This window comes from Pelagerythrobacter rhizovicinus (genome assembly GCF_004135625.1).
In the GTDB taxonomy this organism is placed as follows: domain Bacteria; phylum Pseudomonadota; class Alphaproteobacteria; order Sphingomonadales; family Sphingomonadaceae; genus Pelagerythrobacter; species Pelagerythrobacter rhizovicinus.
In genome coordinates, this window is record NZ_SDPV01000001.1 from 760,270 (window position 1) to 779,047 (window position 18,778).

At 66.4% G+C, this 18,778-nt stretch carries 20 protein-coding genes; 4 read left to right on the forward strand and 16 right to left on the reverse strand.

Features of this window, described 5'->3' with window-relative positions:
• Position 1: 1 nt before the first annotated feature.
• Positions 2–400 carry a four-helix bundle copper-binding protein gene (locus ETX26_RS03675; RefSeq protein ID WP_129523315.1) on the reverse strand — a complete coding sequence of 133 codons (399 nt, stop codon included), beginning with the start codon at positions 398–400 and terminating at the stop codon, positions 2–4.
• 91 nt (positions 401–491) lie between these two features.
• On the opposite strand from ETX26_RS03675, the gene ETX26_RS03680 reads away from it, so the two are divergent.
• Positions 492–1,898: a DNA recombination protein RmuC gene (locus ETX26_RS03680; RefSeq protein WP_129523316.1), complete on the forward strand. Its 1,407-nt coding sequence runs from the start codon at positions 492–494 to the stop codon at positions 1,896–1,898.
• Between the two features lie 18 nt (positions 1,899–1,916).
• Positions 1,917–2,633, forward strand: a complete 717-nt coding sequence (locus ETX26_RS03685) for a hypothetical protein (RefSeq protein ID WP_129523317.1) — start codon at positions 1,917–1,919, stop codon at positions 2,631–2,633.
• On the opposite strand, the gene ETX26_RS03690 is transcribed toward ETX26_RS03685, so the two are convergent.
• The 13 genes from ETX26_RS03690 to ETX26_RS03750 all read right to left on the reverse strand — a co-directional run bounded on the left by ETX26_RS03690 (position 2,608) and on the right by ETX26_RS03750 (position 13,319).
• Complete coding sequence (locus ETX26_RS03690) at positions 2,608–2,982, reverse strand: META domain-containing protein (protein ID WP_165271683.1); 375 nt, start codon at positions 2,980–2,982, stop codon at positions 2,608–2,610. The two genes, ETX26_RS03685 and ETX26_RS03690, sit on opposite strands and share 26 nt — an antisense overlap.
• A gap of 98 nt (positions 2,983–3,080) precedes the next feature.
• Positions 3,081–3,890 carry a TrmH family RNA methyltransferase gene (locus tag ETX26_RS03695; protein ID WP_129523319.1) on the reverse strand — a complete coding sequence of 270 codons (810 nt, stop codon included), beginning with the start codon at positions 3,888–3,890 and terminating at the stop codon, positions 3,081–3,083.
• Complete coding sequence (locus ETX26_RS03700; RefSeq protein ID WP_129523320.1) at positions 3,890–4,162, reverse strand: HPr family phosphocarrier protein; 273 nt, start codon at positions 4,160–4,162, stop codon at positions 3,890–3,892. Before ETX26_RS03700 ends, ETX26_RS03695 begins: the two co-directional genes overlap by 1 nt.
• Positions 4,162–4,575 carry a PTS sugar transporter subunit IIA gene (locus tag ETX26_RS03705; protein WP_129523321.1) on the reverse strand — a complete coding sequence of 138 codons (414 nt, stop codon included), beginning with the start codon at positions 4,573–4,575 and terminating at the stop codon, positions 4,162–4,164. The genes ETX26_RS03700 and ETX26_RS03705 overlap by 1 nt, the downstream gene beginning before the upstream one ends.
• Before the next feature lie 64 nt (positions 4,576–4,639).
• Entirely contained in the window at positions 4,640–5,563 is a 924-nt protein-coding gene (gene rapZ, locus ETX26_RS03710) for an RNase adapter RapZ (protein WP_129523322.1), read from the reverse strand.
• Positions 5,564–5,665: 102 nt separating this feature from the next.
• Positions 5,666–7,348: a GMC family oxidoreductase gene (locus tag ETX26_RS03715; RefSeq protein ID WP_129523323.1), complete on the reverse strand. Its 1,683-nt coding sequence runs from the start codon at positions 7,346–7,348 to the stop codon at positions 5,666–5,668.
• Positions 7,349–7,373: 25 nt separating this feature from the next.
• Positions 7,374–8,216, reverse strand: coding sequence for a sugar phosphate isomerase/epimerase family protein (locus ETX26_RS03720; protein WP_129523324.1), 843 nt, complete (start codon positions 8,214–8,216; stop codon positions 7,374–7,376).
• Complete coding sequence (locus ETX26_RS03725) at positions 8,213–8,770, reverse strand: gluconate 2-dehydrogenase subunit 3 family protein (RefSeq protein WP_129523325.1); 558 nt, start codon at positions 8,768–8,770, stop codon at positions 8,213–8,215. Before ETX26_RS03725 ends, ETX26_RS03720 begins: the two co-directional genes overlap by 4 nt.
• Positions 8,767–9,594 carry a 3-keto-disaccharide hydrolase gene (locus ETX26_RS03730; protein ID WP_225425489.1) on the reverse strand — a complete coding sequence of 276 codons (828 nt, stop codon included), beginning with the start codon at positions 9,592–9,594 and terminating at the stop codon, positions 8,767–8,769. The genes ETX26_RS03725 and ETX26_RS03730 overlap by 4 nt, the downstream gene beginning before the upstream one ends.
• 11 nt (positions 9,595–9,605) lie before the next feature.
• Positions 9,606–10,517 carry a hydroxypyruvate isomerase family protein gene (locus ETX26_RS03735; RefSeq protein ID WP_129523327.1) on the reverse strand — a complete coding sequence of 304 codons (912 nt, stop codon included), beginning with the start codon at positions 10,515–10,517 and terminating at the stop codon, positions 9,606–9,608.
• Positions 10,514–11,803: an MFS transporter gene (locus ETX26_RS03740; protein WP_225425490.1), complete on the reverse strand. Its 1,290-nt coding sequence runs from the start codon at positions 11,801–11,803 to the stop codon at positions 10,514–10,516. The genes ETX26_RS03735 and ETX26_RS03740 overlap by 4 nt, the downstream gene beginning before the upstream one ends.
• Before the next feature lie 60 nt (positions 11,804–11,863).
• Positions 11,864–12,907: a sugar phosphate isomerase/epimerase family protein gene (locus ETX26_RS03745; RefSeq protein ID WP_129523329.1), complete on the reverse strand. Its 1,044-nt coding sequence runs from the start codon at positions 12,905–12,907 to the stop codon at positions 11,864–11,866.
• Positions 12,908–12,926: 19 nt separating this feature from the next.
• Positions 12,927–13,319: a c-type cytochrome gene (locus tag ETX26_RS03750; protein ID WP_129523330.1), complete on the reverse strand. Its 393-nt coding sequence runs from the start codon at positions 13,317–13,319 to the stop codon at positions 12,927–12,929.
• 99 nt (positions 13,320–13,418) lie between these two features.
• Here ETX26_RS03750 and ETX26_RS03755 point away from each other — a divergent pair, with 99 nt between their 5' ends.
• On the forward strand, positions 13,419–14,606 hold the full coding sequence (locus ETX26_RS03755) for a Gfo/Idh/MocA family protein (protein ID WP_129523331.1): 1,188 nt from the start codon (positions 13,419–13,421) through the stop codon (positions 14,604–14,606).
• 93 nt (positions 14,607–14,699) lie between these two features.
• Here ETX26_RS03755 and ETX26_RS03760 read toward each other — a convergent pair whose 3' ends face one another.
• Positions 14,700–15,590: a LysR family transcriptional regulator gene (locus tag ETX26_RS03760; protein WP_129523332.1), complete on the reverse strand. Its 891-nt coding sequence runs from the start codon at positions 15,588–15,590 to the stop codon at positions 14,700–14,702.
• A 115-nt stretch (positions 15,591–15,705) separates the two neighbouring features.
• Between ETX26_RS03760 and bla the strand changes: the two genes are divergently transcribed.
• Positions 15,706–16,611 (forward strand): subclass B3 metallo-beta-lactamase, encoded by a 906-nt coding sequence (bla, locus tag ETX26_RS03765; protein ID WP_129523333.1) that lies wholly within the window; start codon positions 15,706–15,708, stop codon positions 16,609–16,611.
• 40 nt (positions 16,612–16,651) lie between these two features.
• Here bla and ETX26_RS03770 read toward each other — a convergent pair whose 3' ends face one another.
• Entirely contained in the window at positions 16,652–18,703 is a 2,052-nt protein-coding gene (locus ETX26_RS03770) for a DUF3857 domain-containing protein (RefSeq protein ID WP_225425491.1), read from the reverse strand.
• Between the last annotated feature and the right edge of the window lie 75 nt (positions 18,704–18,778).

The window sequence follows — 18,778 nt, forward strand, 5'->3', positions numbered from 1 at the left end:
TTCAGGCATGGGCATTCATCGTGTCGAGGGCCTTGCGGCAGTCGCCGGCGCATTCCCGGCACATCGTCGCGCAGCGACGGCAATGGGGATTATCGTGCTTCTCGCACTCCGCGGCACAGGTTTCGCACACCTCGATGCATGTCTGCAGGATCGACTTGATCACCGTGACATTCCCCGACGTGCGGCGCGACGCCACCCGATAAGTCGCTTCGCAGATGTCCGAACAATCGCTGCAAAGGCGGATGCAGCGGTGCATGTCGGCTTCCTCTGCGCTGCAGGCATCGGCGCACGAATTGCAGATGGCTGCGCAGTACATCGCGTGCTTCACTGCCTCGGCGAGCGGCTCGTTGAAATCCGCACCCACCTGAGGGTGCTCCGAAATCATTTCCTTGATCGACATGACACATCTCCTTCCTGGCTCAGCGAGTGAAGGTCGGGGATAGTTCCGGACGGGGCTTTCGTGTCGCCGCCGTTCCGTCTATGTTCCCGTGATGGAAACGACTGCGATCTTCGTCGCCCTGCTGGCGCTCGTCCTCGGCGCCGGGCTGGGCTGGTTCTTCGGCTCGCGCCCTGCGGCGGACTGGAGGGCCCGGCACGGCGAGCGGGATGCGGAGGCGAAGGAGCTTGCCGGGAAGCTTGCACGCATGGCGCCCGAGCTTGCGACGATGAGCGAGCGCGCGGGGCGGGCGGACGACCTTGCCGCAAGGCTCGACGCCGCGCGTGAGGAACTGGCCGGCCTTAGGGCCGAGCGCGCCGCGTTCGAGGAGCAGAAGCGCTTGCTCGAGGAATCGCGTGCGAACTTGCTCAAGGAGTTCGAGAACACTGGCGCCCGGGTTCTCGGCGCTGCGCAGGAGCGTTTCCTCGAACGTGCGGCGGAGCGGCTTGGCCATTCGGAAAAGGCGTCTGAGGAGAAGATCAAGGCGCTGCTTCAGCCGGTCGGCGACCGGCTGAGGAAATACGAAGAGCAGGTCGCGGCGCTGGAGGAGAAGCGCACCGATGCCTTCGCGCGGCTTCACCAGCAGATCACCGAAATGCAGCGCGGGCAGGAGGAGGTGCGGCGCGAGGCGCAGCGGCTCGGCAATTCGCTGACCAATGCCCCCAAGGCCCGCGGGCGCTGGGGCGAGCGGGCGCTGCAGAACGTGCTCGAACAATGCGGCCTTTCGGAACACACCGATTTCATTCTCGAACATTCGATGGAGACCGATGAGGGTCGCTTGCGGCCGGACGCGATCGTTCGGGTGCCCGGGCAGAAGAAGCTGGTGATCGACGCGAAAGTCTCGCTCAACGCCTATCAGGCGGCGTTCGAGGCCGACGACGAGGACGAGCGCCGCCGACATCTCGATCTCCATGCGCGCTCGATGCGCGGGCACGTCCAGACGCTGGGCGCCAAAGGCTATCAGAGCCAGTTCGACGAGGCACCCGACTACGTGGTCATGTTCGTGCCAGGCGAGCATTTCGTCGCCGCCGCACTCGAACACGATCCCGAGCTGTGGGACTTTGCCTTCGAGAAGCGCGTGCTGCTGGCCACGCCGACCAATCTCGTGGCAATCGCGCGCACGGTGGCGCAGGTCTGGCGGCAGGACACCATTGCGCGTGAGGCGATCGAGATCGGGCGGGCGGGCGCGGAGCTGTACGACCGGCTGGCGGTCGCCGCCGAGCACATGAAGCGCGTCGGCGGGGGGCTCGAGTCCGCGGTCAACAATTACAACAAGTTCGTCGGTAGCTTCGAACGCAACGTGCTCTCCTCCGGCCGCCGTCTGCGGGACAAGGGGATCGAGATCGGCAAGCGGGAGATCGACGAAGTGCCGCTGGTCGAAAGCGCGCCGCGCTATACTGCGGAGGATTCGGACGCTACGGAAGAGCCGGCATTGCCGTCAGTAGGCGGCGATAACGACTAACCGAAAAGGACTCTGCCGATGCGCCCGACGATCTGCCTTGCCCTGACGCTTTCGCTCGCGCTCGCCGCGTGCGGGGAAGGCAAGGCGCCGTCGGAGAAGTTGAAGGATGCGGCCGAGGGCCTGGTGGAGGAAGCGGCGGGCGAAACCCCGCCCAAGCTGGGCGACGGGCCCTATGCCCCGCGCGACGAATGCGCCGCCCTGCCGGGCGCGGACGCCTTTCGCCAGCAACTGGCGCAGGCGGTCGCGGCGCGCGATGCGCAGGCGCTGACCGCGCTGGCGGCATCCGACGTGAAGCTCGATTTCGGCGGAGGTGCCGGATCGGCGCAGCTGCGCGCCAAGCTCGACGGGGAGGAGGCGAGTCTGTGGGACGAGCTCGATACCCTGCTGACGCTCGGTTGTGCAGCGGAGGGGCGGGCCGGCATCACGTTGCCCTGGTACTTTGCGCAGGAAATCGACGCGGTCGAGCCCGCGAAAGGCATGATCGTGATGGGCGAGAACGTGCCGCTGCGCCTGGCGCCCGACGCGAAGGCCGAAACGTTGAAGACCATTTCCTGGGACCTCGTCGAGCTAATCGACGGCCTCGAGCCCGAGGCGTCGTTCCAGCATGTAGAGACTACTGATGAGCAGCGCGGGTACATCGCCACCGACAAGCTGCGGAGTTTGCTCGACTATCGCCTTCTTGCGTCCAGCCGCGACGGCAAATGGAGCATCACGAGCCTGGTTGCGGGGGACTGACACTGATCCGCGTCAGCTCGGCGCTGTGACCACGAGAGCGCAGAGTCAGCCGGTCGGCATCCTGCCATTCGAGCGTGGGCGCCGCGACAAGCAGGGCCGCGACGGCTTGCTCCTGCTCCCACACGTCCCCCTGACAGAACATGCGGGTGCCAGCCAGCGGTCCGGCGATCAGGCGCCCTTGCTCGACCCGCCATTTGCCGACCATGGTGTTGCAGCCGACGCTGGCGGAGACATCTTCCTCGCCGAACGAGAGCCGGGCGCCGTCCGGCTCGGCCGGTTCATAGTCGTCGATCTGGACGAAGCGCCATTCGCTTTCGGAGAGCCGTTCGGGCGCCGCCGGCCGGGCCACGCAACCTGTACACAGGACGAGGAGGGGCAGGGCGAGGGCGATTCTCTTCATCGGCCGCCCGCATAGCGCCCTCTTGCTGAGTGGCCGGTGAATAAATGTCAGTCGAACGCCGCCAGCACCTCATAAGCGAGCACCGCACCTGCCACGGCGGCGTTCAGGCTGTCCGCGCGCCCCCGCATCGGCATCGTCACGCGCAGGTCACAAGCGGCTTCATACTCGACCGGCAGGCCGCGCGACTCGTTACCCACGAGGATGAAACACGGCCGTGCGTAGGGCGCACCGCGATAAGGCACCGCGTCGCGCAGGCTTGCGGCGACGAGTTGCCCTTCGCCTTGGCGGAGCCAGGGCAGGAACTCGTCCCACCGGGCCTGGGCGATGCGCTGGGTGAACACGGCGCCCATGCTTGCACGCACCGCCTCGACGCTGAACGGGTCGGCGCAGTCGTCGATCAGGATCAGTCCGCCCGCGCCGACCGCGTCGCCCGTGCGCAGCATCGTGCCGAGGTTGCCTGGATCGCGCAGCGCCTGCGCCACCAGCCAGATCGGCGCCGCGGCCCTGTCAAGCGCGGCCAGTGAAGTGTCGAACTCCACAAAGACGCCCGCGATCGCCTGGGGATTCGCCTTGCCGGTGATCTTCGCGAGAATGTCGGGAGAGGTTTCGACGATCGTACCGCCCGCATCGGCAACCGCACGCTCGAGTGCGTCGGCCAACGGATGCGGATCGCGCCGCTCCGCCATCACCAGCAGTTCGGGTAGAATCCCCGACTCGCGTGCATCCGTCAGTAACCGCAGTCCTTCGGCGAGGAACCGCCGTTCTCGCCGCCGATGCTTCTTCTCGCGAAGCGACCGCAGGAACTTGACCGTCGGATTGGAAAAGCCGGTGATCCGCTGCCGGGTGACGGTCGTCATCAATCCTCGCCGAAGCCGTCGCGCACGAGAACGTAGAGTTCGTCGAGCACCGTCTCCGCACCGGGGCCCTCGACGACGATCTCGACCGTATCGCCCTTGGCTGCGCCGAGCATCATCAGCCCCAGGATCGAGCCGCCCGCCGCTTCGTAGCCGTCCTTTGCGACGCGCACGTCGATCCCTGCAGGAAGCTCGCTGACGATGTTGACGAATTTGGCGCTAGCCCGGGCATGAAGCCCCCGGGAGTTGACGATATTGACCTCGCGTCGCGGCATCAGCACGCTTTCGCGTGCTGACCGAGCAGCTCGGAAGCGACGGTTATGTAGGTCCGCCCCGCATCGCGGGCGGCGCGCACCGCTTCGGACACGCCGTGCGACTTGCGCACGCCGGCAAGACGGATCAGCATCGGCAGGTTGATCCCGGCGACGACCTCGACCTTCCCCGCCTCTAGCAGCGAAATCGCGAGGTTGGACGGTGTGCCTCCGAACAGGTCCGTCAGTACGGCTACGCCGCTGCCGTCGTCGACCGTCTTGATGGCCTGTGCGATTTCCTTGCGCCGCTGCTCCATGTCGTCGTTGGGCCCGATGCAGATAGTGGCGATCGCCTCCTGCGGGCCGACGACGTGCTCCATTGCACGAACGAACTCTTCGGCCAGGCGGCCGTGGGTGACCAGGATGACGCCGATCATGCGAAGGAGCTTTGTCCGGAATGATGGAGGTAGGGCATGCGAACCGTAGCCAACGGGCCTTGTCTCATTGCGGGCCTTCGATCTCGTCGGCCGCGCGCGATCCCAGATTGCGATGAATGATCGTGGGCGAAAATCCCGCGTCGCGCAAGGCCTGTGCGAACCTCTCCGCGGTGTAGACCGAGCGATGCCGGCCACCCGTGCAGCCGAAAGCGACGTTGACGTAGCTCTTCCCCTGCGCTGCGTAGCGCGGGAGGAGCTTGAGCACGAGTTCGCTGATCTGCTCCAGAACCGGGCCGAAGCTTTCGTCGCGCTCGATATGCTCGCCCACGGCCGTGTCGAGCCCGGTTTGCTCGCGCAGGTCGGGCACCCAGTGCGGATTGTCGAGGAAGCGCATGTCAAACACGAGATCGGCCAGCGGAGGGGTGCCGCGCGCAAAGCCGAAGCTGGAAACGATCACTGACATCTCGCTCGGTGCACTGTCGGCGAACTGCGCGCGGATCGCCTGCTGCAGGTCATTGCTGGTGAAGTCCGAGGTGTCGATCACCACATCGGCCCAGCGGCGCAGCGGTTCGAGCAGTTCCCGCTCCGCCTGCACGCCGACGCGCACCGGACGCCCGGCAGCCATCGGATGGCGGCGGCGCGTCTCGTTGTAGCGGCGCTCGAGCTCGCCACTGTTGCAGTCGAGGAACAGCGTTGTGACCACCAGGTCGTGGCGGTTGGCGAGTTCCTTCACCTTGGCGATGATCTCGTGCGGGACGAAGCCCCGCGTCCGCGAATCGAACCCGATCGCGAGCGGCGGACGCGGCCCATCGTGCGCACTGCCGCCGATCAGGCGCCCGAGCAGACGGATCGGGAAGTTGTCGATCGCTTCCCAGCCCAGGTCCTCGAGCACACGCAGCGCCGTTGTCTTGCCCGCCCCGGAAAGACCGGTGACGAGCAGAATGTGTTGGCGGCTGTCGGGCGAATCGTCGGTCGAGCTTCCGGCCATGGGCACGATGTGCGCTCTCCCGCGCGCGAAAGAAAGGGGCAGATCAAACGCGGCCCCGGTGCGCGCGCCGTCCCACGCGGGCAGGCGCCGTCCGCGCCGCCTCTAGATGGCGCCGGCCTTCAGCTGCTTGACCGCATAATCCGCCGCGCGCGCCGTGAAAGCCATGAAAGTGAGGGACGGGTTCACGCACGAAATCGAGGGCATCTGTGCGCCGTCGGTCACGAAAAGATTGGCCGCGTCGTGCGCCTGGCTCCACTTGTTGAGGACCGACTGGCGGGGATCGGCGCCCATCCGCGCGCCGCCCATCTCGTGGATCGCGTCGCCCGGAACGTGCTCTCTCCGCTCGCTGCTCACGTTGGTCAGGCCTGCAGCGCGCAGCATCCTCTCGCCTTCCGCCTGCGCATCCCCCATCATCTTGAGCTCGTTGTCGCGGAAGGTGACGTCAAAGCGCATCAACGGAATTCCGAAGCGGTCGACCTTGTCGGGGTGCAGCGAGACGCGGTTGTCCTCATAGGGCAGGCACTCGCCGAACGCGCCCATCCCGAACCGCCAAGGCCCGTAGCCGCGCATGCCGTGCTTCATCGAAGCGCCGAAGCCTTCGGGCGGCAGCGGGCTGCGATAGGCGCTGCCCTGATAGCCGTAGCCGCGCAGGAAGCCGATTCCTTCCTCGCCGCCGACGTTGCGGAAGCGGGGAATGTAGACCCCGCCCGGGCGCCGGCCGTACTCGATGTATTCGGTCATGCCCGGGATATCGCCCCAGATGTTGACCCGGAAGATGTGGTCCATGACATAGCGGCCGAGCGTGCCGCTGTTATCGAAATGGCTGCGGCCGGTGCCCGGGATCCGCGAGTTCATCAGGATTTGTGTCGAGGCCATCGCCGAGGCGCAGAGGAAGACCAGCCGCGCGGGAATGATCTCCGCCTGCTTCGTGTTCGCATCGACTACGCGCACCCCGGTGACGCGCTTGGTCGCGGGATCGTATTCGAGGTTGCTGACCACAGCATCGGAACGCAGCGTCAGCAGGCCGGTGGCGCGCGCGGCGGGGAGCGTCACCGCTTGGGTCGAGAAATAGGCGCCGAACGAGCAGCCGCGGCCGCACTGGGCGCGGAACTGGCACTTGCTGCGGCCCTGTTCCGGCTTGTCCTCGGTCATGTTTGAGAGGCGCGTGTGGATCAGCTTGCGTCCCGGCGAGGTCGTCTCGAGCCGTTCCTTCACCCACTTTTCCGCGACGTTCATCGGGATCGGCGGCTGGAACTGGCTGTCGGGCAGTTGCGGCAGGTTCTCGCGCGAGCCCGAGACGCCGACATACTTCTCGACATAGTCGTACCAGGGCGCGAGGTCGTCGTAGCCGATCGGCCACTCGCCGCCGATGTTCTCGCGCTTGTTGGCCTCGAAATCCTCAGGCGCCCAGCGGAACGACCAACGACCCCAGATCAGCGACTTGCCGCCGACCGCGCCCGGGCGGATCCAGTAGAACTTCTCGCCCTCGTCGTAGGCGTAGGGATTGAGGCGATCGTTGTTGTAGAACTTCTGGTTGCTGGGCGAGACGTAGCCGTGGGTGGCGATGAAGTAGTCGCTTTTGACCAGCGGCCTGGGCATCATGTTGCGCGCGGGGATTTCGTAGGGCGGCGCGCCGTCGTAGGTGTAGTCCGCGCCGTGCTCGACCATTACACCGCGGTCGAGCATCAGCACGCGCAGCCCCTTCTCGGTGAGCTCCTTCGCCGCCCAGCCGCCGCTGACGCCCGAGCCGATGACGATCGCGTCGAATTGGTCCGTCGCTGCCATGAGAAATGTTCCTTGCGTAATCGGTTCAGGCGCTCAGGCGGCTGAGGGTGGTGAAGCTGGTGGTGATGTCGGGCAGGTAGGGCGCCGGCGACTGGTCGTTTTCGACGTAGAGATGCTTGACGCCCGCTATATCGTTCAGGGTGAAGATATCGGCGAAGTCGATCACGCCCTTGCCGACGCTGGTCATGGCGCCTTCGGCGGTCATGTCCTTCACGTGATAGGCGTAAATCCGGCCGGGCAGGCGGCGGATCAGCGCCTTGGCGTCCTGTCCGGCCTTGACTGCCCAGAACAGGTCGAGCTCGATGTTGACGAGTTCGGGATCGCCTTCTGCGATCAGGACATCGAACAGCGTCCGGTCGCCGTCCTTGTGCGTGAACTCGAAGTCGTGGTTGTGATAGGCGAAGCTCAGGCCCGCCGCCTTGAGCCGTTCGGCGAATCGGTTGAAGTCGGCCACCGCGCCGCGCCAGGCGGCGGCTTCGAGAAACTTCTCCTCCATCCACGGGACGATGATCGTGTCGGCGCCGAGCGTTCGGGCCATGGCCACGGATTCATCGAACTTGCTGGCGAGCGCATCATAGCCGACGTGGATTGACGGGGCGGTAAGGCCCAGCCGGTCCATCGCCTTGCGAAGCGCGGCGTGATCCATTGCCTCGTACCCGCCGCCGCCGTATTCGACTTCGCGGTAGCCGATCGCAGCTATCTTCTCGAGCGTGCCGATCGGATCGGGCGCGAACAGCTCGCGCACGGTGTAGAGCTGGAGACCGATCTTCCGCGCTGCAGGGGCGGCGCGGGCCGCGAACGGTCCGGCCGCGAAGGCCGCTGCCAGCGCCGCGCCGCCGGCGAGCATCTGCCGTCTGCTCGCCCTCATGACGAAAAGACCTTCGTGACCCTGGCGTAGGGGTATGCGCCGTCGTATTTGCCCGGTACGGGGAGGTACTCGCGTTCCTGCGTGATGCCGATTTCGGAGGTGTAGTAGCCGGTGATGACGAGCTGGCGGAACTTGTCGAAGAAGTCCGCCCCGCCGGGAAGCTGATCGTTCATCGCCAGCGTCAGCAGAGCGTCCTGCTGCTCGGGCGTCGCGTCGGCAGCGGCGACCTTGTAGTCGCGCCGGCTGCGCGTTTCGATCGCGCCGAGCCCGGCGAGGATCGGCTCCTTGTCCTCGGGCCGGGCCCAGTCGGCGAGCAGCTTCTCGATAAACTGCGGCACTTCCGCCGCGATCGCGCCCGGTGTGTCGGTGGTGGGGATCACCCGCTCACTCAGCGCACTTACCAGCGCGCGCTGGCCGGCGGTGAAGACCGCGCTGCTCGGCGGCCCGGTGTCGATCACCGCGACCTGGACCGAGGCCGCGCGCGCGATCGGCGCGAACAAGGTGGCCCCAAACATGGCGACGATGCCCGCGAGGGCGTCTCTGCGATCGATCACTGGTGGTCTCCCATGGCATCATGGCTCAGCGCCGCCTCGGGCAGCGGCCGGACCCAGATGTTGCGGAACGATACCGGCGAGTCGTGATCCTGAAGCTGGATCGGTGCGGCATCGGCATGCGCTTCGTATGTCCCGACGTCGCGCCATATGGTCGAGCCCAGGAACGGCTGGCGGTTCTGCACCAGCACGCCGTTCAGGAACACGGTGACGTAGGCGGGCCGCTCCACCGATCCGTCGGCGGCGAAGCGCGGCCGTTCGAAGACGATGTCGTAGCTCTGCCATTCGCCCGGCTTGCGCGAGGCGTTCACCAGCGGCGGCTTCCATCCGTAGATCGCGCCCACGGTGCCGTCGGCGTAGGTCGGGTTGTCGTAGCCGTCGAGGATCTGGACCTCGTAGCGCTCCATGAACCACACGCCGCTGTTGCCGCGGTCCTGCGAGCTCTTTTCCGGCGGGTTGGGGGAGCGGAACTCGAGGTGGAGCTGGACGTCGCCGAAGCTCTGCTTGCTGACCAGCGTGCTCGCTCCCTCGCCCTCTTCGCGGGTGGGCACGGTCAATACGCCGTTATCGAGCCGCCAGGGCTGGCCGGTGGGCTCCCACGCATCGAGCGAGGTGCCGTCGAACAGCACCACCGCGTCGGACGGCGGCGCGCCGGGGGTGGCACCGGGCGTCACGACCTCGGGATGGGGCCGGTCGGCGTCGTGGACCTTCCACTTGCCGTCGGGCAGCAGCGGTGTGTCCCGAAAGCCGGGTTTGTCCTGCGCCATGCCTGCGCTCCCCGCCAGTGCCGCGATGGCCATCGCGGCTGTGATGTTGATGCGCCTCACTCGTTTCCTCCTCATGCCGCGTCGATCGCGCGATAGGCGGCGACCAGCCGCTCCTCGCCCGCGCGGCCTTCGATCGAATTGCCGTGTTCCATGCCGATCACGCCCGCGAATTTCTTCGCGCGCAGCCAGCGGACGACGTTGCGGTAGTTGATCTCGCCTGTGCCGGGCTCGTCGCGCCCCGGATTGTCGCCGAATTGGATATAGCCGATCTCGTCCCAGCAGGCCGCCATCGTGTTGATCAGGTTCCCGGCCTGGATCTGCTCGTGGTAGAGATCGGCAAGGACCTTCACCGCCGGGCTGTCCGCACCCCGGGCGACGGCAAAGCCCTGGGGGATGGTCCGCAGGAACACACCCGGGTGGTTCACCAATGTGTTGAGCGGCTCCATCACCATGACCAGCCCGTGCGGCTCGATGATTTCCGCCGCGCGGCGCATCGTGTCCACGATCCGGCCGGTCTGGATCTCGGCCGGCAGCTTGCGGTCGAGGAAGCCGGGGACGACCGTCATCCACTTCGCGTTGAGCCGCTTGGCGACGTCGACCGAAGCGCGGATGTCGGTGAGGAAGGCCTGGCGGTCGGAATCGTCGTCGGCGCCGAGCACCGGGCGGAAATCGCTCCATCGCGGCATGCTCGCGACGAACACGCCCATGGTCATGCCGCGCTGCTGAAGCGCGTTCGCCATGGCGGTCTGCTCAGCGACCGAGCGGCCCGCGGCCTCGTTGTCCTCCCAGGCGGTGAAGCCCATGTCGGCGGCATAGGCGATCTGTTCGAGCCGGTTGCCGCGGCTCCTGAAGCTGCCTTCGTGCGGCGCGTAGCCGAGCGAGAAATGGGCGGCGTTCTGCGCGGAGGCGCCGCTGCTCATCGCCGCCGCCGCGGCAGTGGCGGCCGCACCGCCGACCAGCACCGTGCGGCGCGACAGGTTCACGCCGCTTCGCCTGCGAGCATGGCCCGCGACTTGCCGCGCTCGCGCAGCCAGATGACGCCGAACACCACCAGCAGGATCACCGGCAGGACCGCCAGCCGCTGGAACGAGACCGATGCCGCCGCGTCCTCCACGGCCAGCTTGGCCGCGCCGGTCAGCCGGGCGAACGCTTCGGGACCGCCGGCGAATTCGATCTTGGCTTCATCGAACATCGCGCCCAGCTGCGGCAGGACGAAGAAGCTGGCGAGGGCGCCGGCCGATCCGACCAGCCCCAGGGCCCACGAACCCCCGCGAGGATAACGCTCGGCGACGGACGCGAGCATCGTCGGCCACATTACGCACACGCCCAGTCCCCAGACGGTGGAGGCGAGGATCGCCGCGGCCGGCGACTGCGCCTGGCTCAGCATGAACAGCCCGATCGCGGCGAGCAGGCTGGAGACCCAGAGGAGCCCCGGATTGGAAATTTTGTTGGCCAGCCGGCCGGCGAAATGGCGGAACACGAACATCAGCGCGTTCACGTAGACCAGCAGCAGGATGCCGCGCATGCCGACGCGGTTCGACAGCGCAACGTCGATCCACTGGCCCGGCGCGAGCTCGGACGCGGCGGTCAGGAACATCGCGCCGAACCAGATGAAGAAGCTGGGACGGCGGAAAACCTCGCTCACCATCTCGCCGAACGTCACGCCGCTTTCGCTGCGCAGCGGCGGCGGGAAGGTCGTGGTTGCCGCGATCAGGACCGTTGCCAGCGCGGGGATCATCACCAGTGCCATGATGCCTTGCCACGGCAGGGTGGCGGACAGGAAGAACCCGGCAAGTCCGCCGACGATGATCCCGCCCGGAAACCAGGCATGCAGCACGTTGAGTCGGTGCGTCGTGTCTTCGGGATAAAGCTGCGCCGTCAGGGGATTGATCGCCGCTTCGGTCAGCCCCCAGCCTATGCCGCTGAGGAGCATGCCGAGCCAGACGAGGGTATAGACAGTCATCCCGGTGGCGACGTCACCCGCAGTGATGATCAGCAGCGGGCCGACGAGGAAGCACAGGCCCGCACCCAGCAGACACCCCTTCATGCCGATCTGGTCGAGGAAGGCGCTGGCGACGAACAGGGTGATCGCGAAGCTGAGGAACGCCGCTCCCAGCGCGGCGGCAAGCAGTTCGCCCGCCTGCAGCGGAGCGATCGGATCGATCCATTCGGCCTTGAGCCCGCTGGCGATCGCGCCGCGGATCGCGAGGCTCGATGCGGCCGTGAACAGGGCGAGGACGCCCAGCCAGAACAGCCTTCCCTTATTCAATGTCGCGACCATCCGGCGCTCCCTCCCAATCGTCTCGTTCTTGCCCGCTCTTGCGGGTCGTCAATCCAGTCCCAACAGCGCGCGATTGAGCGCGGGATCGCTGCCTGCGGCGAAATCGTCGAACGCGCGTTCGGGCTGGCGGATCATGTGCGCGGCGATGAACGGTGCGCCTTCGCGGGCGCCGTCCTCGGGGTGCTTCAGGCAGCACTCCCACTCCAGCACCGCCCAGCCGTCGTAGCCGTACTGCGTCAGCTTCGAGAAGATGCCCGAGAAATCCACCTGCCCGTCGCCCAGCGAGCGGAAGCGGCCCGGCCGGTTCACCCAGTCCTGGTAGCCGCCGTAAACGCCCGAGCGACCGTTCGGGTTGAGCTCGGCATCCTTGACGTGAAACATCCGGATGCGCTCGTGATAGATGTCGATGAACTCGAGGTAGTCGAGCGCCTGCAGCACGTAGTGGCTTGGATCGTAAAGGATGCTGGCGCGCGGGTGGTCGTCAACGGCGGCGAGGAAGCGCTCGAACGTGACGCCGTCGTGCAGATCCTCGCCGGGATGAATCTCGTAGGCGAGATCGACGCCCTGTTCCTCGAACGCATCCAGTATGGGTCGCCAGCGCTTGGCGAGCTCGGCAAATGCCTCCTCGACCAGCCCAGCCGGGCGCTGCGGCCACGGATAGAGGTACGGCCAGGCGAGCGCGCCCGAGAACGTCGCATGCGCCTTGAGGCCCAGCCGCCGGCTCGCCTTGGCGGCGAGATGGAGCTGCTCCACGGCCCATGCCTGTCGCTCGGCCGGCTTGCCCCGCACCGCCTCGGGCGCGAAGCCGTCGAATGCCACATCGTAGGCCGGGTGAACCGCGACCAGCTGGCCCTGCAAATGGGTCGACAGCTCTGTGATCTCGACTCCCGCCTCGCGGCAGGTACCGGCGAGTTCGTCGCAGTAGTCCTGGCTCTCAGCCGCGAGGCGCAGATCCATGCAGCGGCTGTCGGTGGTCGGAACCTGGATCCCGACATAGCCGGCCTCGGCCATCCATCGGGCGGCGGAGGGCAGCGTGTCGAACGGCGCGGAGTCGCTCATGAACTGCGCGAGAAAAACTGCCGGGCCCTTCATGCCGCCGCCCCTTTCCGAATCACTTGGCCGTTTCGGCCTTGAGATAGTCGATCAGTGCAGCACGGCGTGCCGGATCGGCAACCTTGGCGAACATCCGCGTGCCCGGAACCTTCTTGGTCGGCGCGGCCAGATATTCGTTGAGGGTCTTCTCGTCCCAGCGGATCTTCGACGCCTTGAGCGCCGGGCTATAGTTGAACCCGGGGACCGAGCCCGCCTGCCGGCCGAACAGGCCGTGGAGATTGGGACCCATGGTGCTCTTGCCGCCCGCGTTCAGCGTATGGCAGGCGCGGCAGGCGGCGAATGCCTGGGCTCCGGCACCGGGGGCAGGATCCGCCCGCACCTGAGTCGAGGGCGCCAGCGCCAGGACGATCAAGATCGCGGCCACCGGAGGGAGGCCCATAAGAAACTTCATTTATCCTCTCCCGTCTGGAAACAGCCGGTCGGGGCATGTAACCGTTCACAATCGAATTATGCAATCATTTTTCAGAATTCAGAAAGCCAGGGGAATACGATGAACGCACGCTCGAAAATTCGCTACGGCATGGTCGGCGGCGGCGAGGGTGCGTTCATCGGGGCGGTACACCGGATGGCGGCGGCGCTCGACGGCGAGTTCGCGCTGGTCTGCGGCGCATTCAGCAGCGACCCGGAACGTAGTCGGCGAAGCGCCGACGCGCTCGGCCTCGACCCCGCGCGGACGTACCCTACGCTCGATGCGCTGCTGGCGGCCGAGGCAGCGCTGCCGGAGAACCAGCGGATGGAAGCGCTGGCGATCGTGACACCGACTCACCTGCACGCCCCGATGGCGATCGCCGCGCTCGAGGCCGGTTTTCATGTCATGTCTGAAAAGCCGATGGCCCTGAACCTCGCCCAAGCGCAGGCGATCGCGAAAGCGGCCGAGCGCAGCGGCAAGCTCTACGGCCTCGCCTTCACCTACAGCGGCTACCCGCTGATCGAAGAGGCGCGCGTGCGCGTGGCGCGGGGCGATTTCGGCGCGATCAGGCTAGTGCAGGTCGAATACTCGCAGGGCTGGTTGAGCGAGCCGATCGACCGCGAGGGCAACAAACAGGCCGAGTGGCGCACCGATCCCGCGCGGGCGGGCTTGGGCGGCTGCCTCGGCGACATCGGCACGCATGCGTTTCAGCTTGCCGAGCACGTTTCCGGCCTGAGGGTCGAGCAACTGAGCGCGGAGCTAACCGCCCATGTGCCGGGCCGCCGTCTCGACGACGACGTCGCAGCGCTGTTGCGCTTCGAAGGCGGGGCGCGCGGCGTCCTTAAGGCGAGTCAGATCGCGGCGGGTGACGAGAACGGGCTGCGCCTGCGCATCCACGGCGAAAGGGGCGGTCTCGACTGGTCCCAGATGGAGCCGAATACGCTCACGCTGCGCTGGCTCGACCGGCCGGCCGAGCTCGTCCGCGCAGGCGGCCCGGGTCTCGATGCCTCGACAATGGCGCGGTTGCGCGTCCCGGCTGGCCACCCGGAGGGTTATATCGAGGCATTCGCCAATCTATACCGCAGCTTCGGGGGAGCCCTGCGTGCGGGTGCCACGAATCCGCCCCCGCCCGGCGCGGCCAACTGGTTTCCCGGCATCGAGGATGGCCTCCGGACGATGGCTTTCGTCGAGGCGATGGTCGAGAACAGTGCCGGCGATGCGAAGTGGGCCTCGCTCCCGGACGTCTTGCAGGGGCGCCATCAACGGTGACTGCCGTCCACAGATGCCTTCCGTGAAAAGTTGGCATCCGCGCACTTGCCTATAGCGCCGGGCGGGGTGCGAAGTGCGCCCCGCCGCTACCCATCACCTTATGGATCGAGGCGATCGCTCGCGCGCGGTATGCATCAGCCAATCGCGAAAGGTGCGCATCGCGGGAGTGTCGTCGCGCGACATCATCCGCGTGAGCCAGTATCCGCCGCAGTCGACCTCCGCGGAGAACGGGCTCACCAACCGCTCGGCCGCGAGGTCGTTCTCGAACATTTCCGCCGGGGCCAGTGCTACGCCGCGACCGGCGAGCGCCGATGCGATCATCAGAGCCGAACTGTCGAATACCGGACCGCGCAAGGCGGGGCACTCGAGACCGGCCGCCGCAAACCAGCGCGGCCATTCCTCGGCACGATAGGAGCGCAGCAGGTTCTCCCGCCCAAGCGCCTGCGGCCCGTTCAGGCGCGCTGCGATCGCAGGTGTGCAGAGCGGCGTCAGCGGGGCCGCCATGATCCGTTCCGCATGGGTTCCGTGCCATGCGCCGTCTCCGAAGCGGATCGCGAGATCGAGGCCCTCGCCCGCGAGGTCCACCCGATTGTTGTTGGTCATGAGGCGCAGGTCGATGTGCGGATGTGCACGGGTGAACTCGTCGACGCGCTCCAGCAGCCATCCCACCGCGAAGGTACCGACCACGCCGACCGTCAGCGCTTCCGCAATTCGGCCACCGGCGTAACGGTCCAGAGTGGCGCCAATGCGATCGAATGCCTCCCTGACCACCGGCACCAGAGCCAAGCCCTCATCGGTCAGCATGATGCCGCGGGGGAGACGGCGGAAGAGCGACGTTCCCAGCCGGCGTTCAAGAAGGGCGACCTGATGGCTGACCGCTCCTTGGCTGACGCACAGTTCGCTGGCGGCGCGGGTGAAATTCAGATGTCGGGCGGCCGCTTCGAAAGCGCGCAGGGCATTCAGGGGCAGTTGAGCACGATCCATTCGGAGATGCCATGAACTGTGTTCATGCCTGTGTCGAGAAATCATGCTTTGTCGGCGGGCGAGCCGCTGGGCACAGCCACGCGTGCGAACTCCAGATTGCCAAGGGAAACGAAAGATGAAGCGAGGCATGATTGTGATTGGGGCTTTGATTGCCGCATCGGCACCGGCCCACAGCGAGAGCGACCCTCTTCTTCAACCCATCGCTCCCGAGAAGGCGCGCGAATGGCTCACGCCGCAGGACCCTGTGCGCGTCTTTGGAAACACCTACCTCGTCGGCTTCGGTGGACTGAATATCGTATTGATTCGCACTGACGACGGCCTCGTCCTGCTGGACGGAGGGTTGCCGCAAGGCGTGCCCCAGGTCGAAGCCAACATTCGCAGGCTTGGCCTCGAGTTGAGCGACGTGAAGCTGATCCTCAGCACTGAGCCGCACTACGATCACTCCGGCGGGCTTGCCGCCCTTGCCCGCGACACGGGCGCACCGGTGCTGGCGGGCGAGCGCGCCGCCGCGACCCTGCGCCGCGGGCGAAGCGGGCCGGATGACCCCCAGGTGGCATGGCTCCCGCCTTTTCCGCCTGTAGAACAGGTACGGATCGTCGGCGATCGCGAGCAGATTCGCCTCGGGGATGTCACGATCACGGCTCTTGCCACGCCGGGCCACACGCCCGGTTCGATGAGCTGGACATGGCGCTCCTGTGAATCCGGGCGGTGCGCCGACGTGGTGTTCGCCGCGAGCCTGAACCCGCTGGCAGCCGAGGGCTATCGATTCTCCGCACCGGCGAACCGAGCCGAGACGGCGCGATTTCGGCAGACCTTCGACAAGCTGCGGTCGTTGTCCTGCGACATCCTCCTGACCACGCACCCCGCAGCCTCACAAGGAGACGTCAAGCTAGCCCGGCTCCAGCAGGAACGGGAACCGAATCCGTTCCTCGATCCGCAGGCATGCGCAGACTACGCCGATACATACGAGCGAGCCCTGGTGAAGCGCCTCGCGGAGGAAGCGGGAGCGGGCGGCCCGTAGCTCAGAGACGCTGGATGCCATTACGGCGGCGTACATCGCTTCACCGCAGGTAATTGGGCAGGCACGCCTTGGCCGACCCCGTCACGTCGAACTCGCTGACGGTCGGCACCTCCTCCGGCTGAAGCAGCTCGATAGAAGATTCTGTGCCAGGGCGGTAGCGCACCCAGGCCATCGAGTTGTCGAAATCGGCAAGTCGCGCGTTATCCCGCGCGGCAGTCGCCGCATCGACCTCTCGTTGCTCTACACGTGATCCCCTGATCATGCGGATCGAACCGTCGCGCCGTTCGAAAGCGCGATAGTACATCCGGCCGTACATCATGTCGTCGAACCGGGAGTTGTAGCTCCAGTCGGCCGGGTCGGTGTCTGACGGCAGGAGGACGGTTGTTACGTGACAATCGTAGCCGGGCTCGTTGTAGAAGGGCGCCTCCTGGTTCTGATCCTTGGCCCGCTGCCGCCGGGCCGGCGGGCTGAAGCCTCCACCCGGAAGAGCCAGCGAGCGCTTCCCGTCGCCGTCGTCGTCCCAATCCACAGGACCGGTTCCGGAGAGCGTAAGGATACTCGCCTGCGTAGCGGGATCGTATCGGTATGTGACGCTCTCGACGGCGTCCCATGTACTGCCGCCGGTCATCTGGCTCGTGAAGATGTTCTCGAGCTGGTCTTTGGTCAGCGCCGAAAACTGCACGTATTGGGCCAGGCCCTCGATACCACGCCGAACGGTCGTCTGCGCAATCCGCGCAGGCACGTCGAAGCCAGCGCGTGCATCGATTTCGTAGAGCGACATCTCAAGCGGCAAACTCGCCGGTCTCCAGGATAGGCGCTCCAGTTCGGCGCCGCGGGCATCGATCGGCAGAACCCACCGGTACGGCATGAGAGGCTCGATGCCGGCCCGCGCTACCTTGGGCAGCGTGCCATCCATCCAATACCGCTTGCCATCGATCCTCGCGCGGACGAGCACGTGATCGAACAGACCCGGGCTGGGTAGACGCTGATCGAAACCGTCGTCGATCCCCTGATTGCTGGCGAGCACCGGCTCGGCATCGATACCGAGTTCGGCGAGCAAGGCCAGCAGCAGTGCCGTCTTGCCCTTGCAGTCTCCGTAGCGGCGCTGCCACGTCTGATCGGCGGTTGCAGGCGTGAGGTTGCCACCGTTCAGGCCGACATAGACATAGCGGATCTGTTCCTGAACCAGCTCAAGCGCTGCCTGTGCCCTGCCGAGCTGGGTCTCGTGCGCGGCGGCAATGCGCGCCGCCTCCTCCTTGACAGCTGAATCGGCCTGCAGGCGAGAGGCCGTTACGAACAGCGTGGCCGTGCGCCGTGAGACGTCAGGCCAATCGGTGAAGTCGCTGTACTCGACGACCCGCTGCCAACCGTAGCGCGGCGGCGCGTCCTTGGGAGGGTTGAGAATTCCGGGATTGTCGGCGTGTATTTCGAGCGAGTTAGCGCCGTTTTTCGCTATCTCGGCGAAGTCGGGGGTAACACGGAAGTTGGGCTTCTGCCCCTCGTCCCAACTAACGCCGAGCCGGAAACGCCCCGGCGCGGGAGTATCTGCAAGTGCGAGGAAGCCGAAACTGTCGCTTCCGAAAGTCGGATCGTGCGACGGGACGGTGAATACGAGTTCCAGTTCGTCTCCTACCCTGAGATCCGGGACCCGCAGCGTTGCGGTCAGTAGTCCGTCGAGCATGGCCATCTCGAGTTGATCCTCACGCCGGAGGACCTCAAACTTCGAGCTTTCCAGCAGGTCGATCGCTGTTCCGTCGCGATAGATTCGAAGCGCGTGAACGGTCGGTGCCCCCGCCGCGGGGTTCCACGTCAACGCCAGATTCCCTGCCTGGAGCGCCTGCGGATGCAGTATCTTGATCCGCTGCCCCACGTAGGTCTGCTGGCCCTCGTCCTCCAGATGGACGAGCGTGTCCTGGACCCGCGTGAACAGCAGGCCGCTTGCATCGGCGGGAACCGGCAGTGGTTCCGATGGCTCGACCCACCTTGGCGCAGGCCCCGTCAGCACCTCGTCGTGTTCCGCGCTCTCGGTGCTGGCAGCGATGGGTGCCGCCAGGATCAACGCCGCAATGGCAACGCTCGATGATAGACGCATGAGATTTCCCCCTGCCGCATACATGCTGCAGCTAGGGGAGCGCGATCAAGACTCTTCTGCTGAGAATTGGCCCGG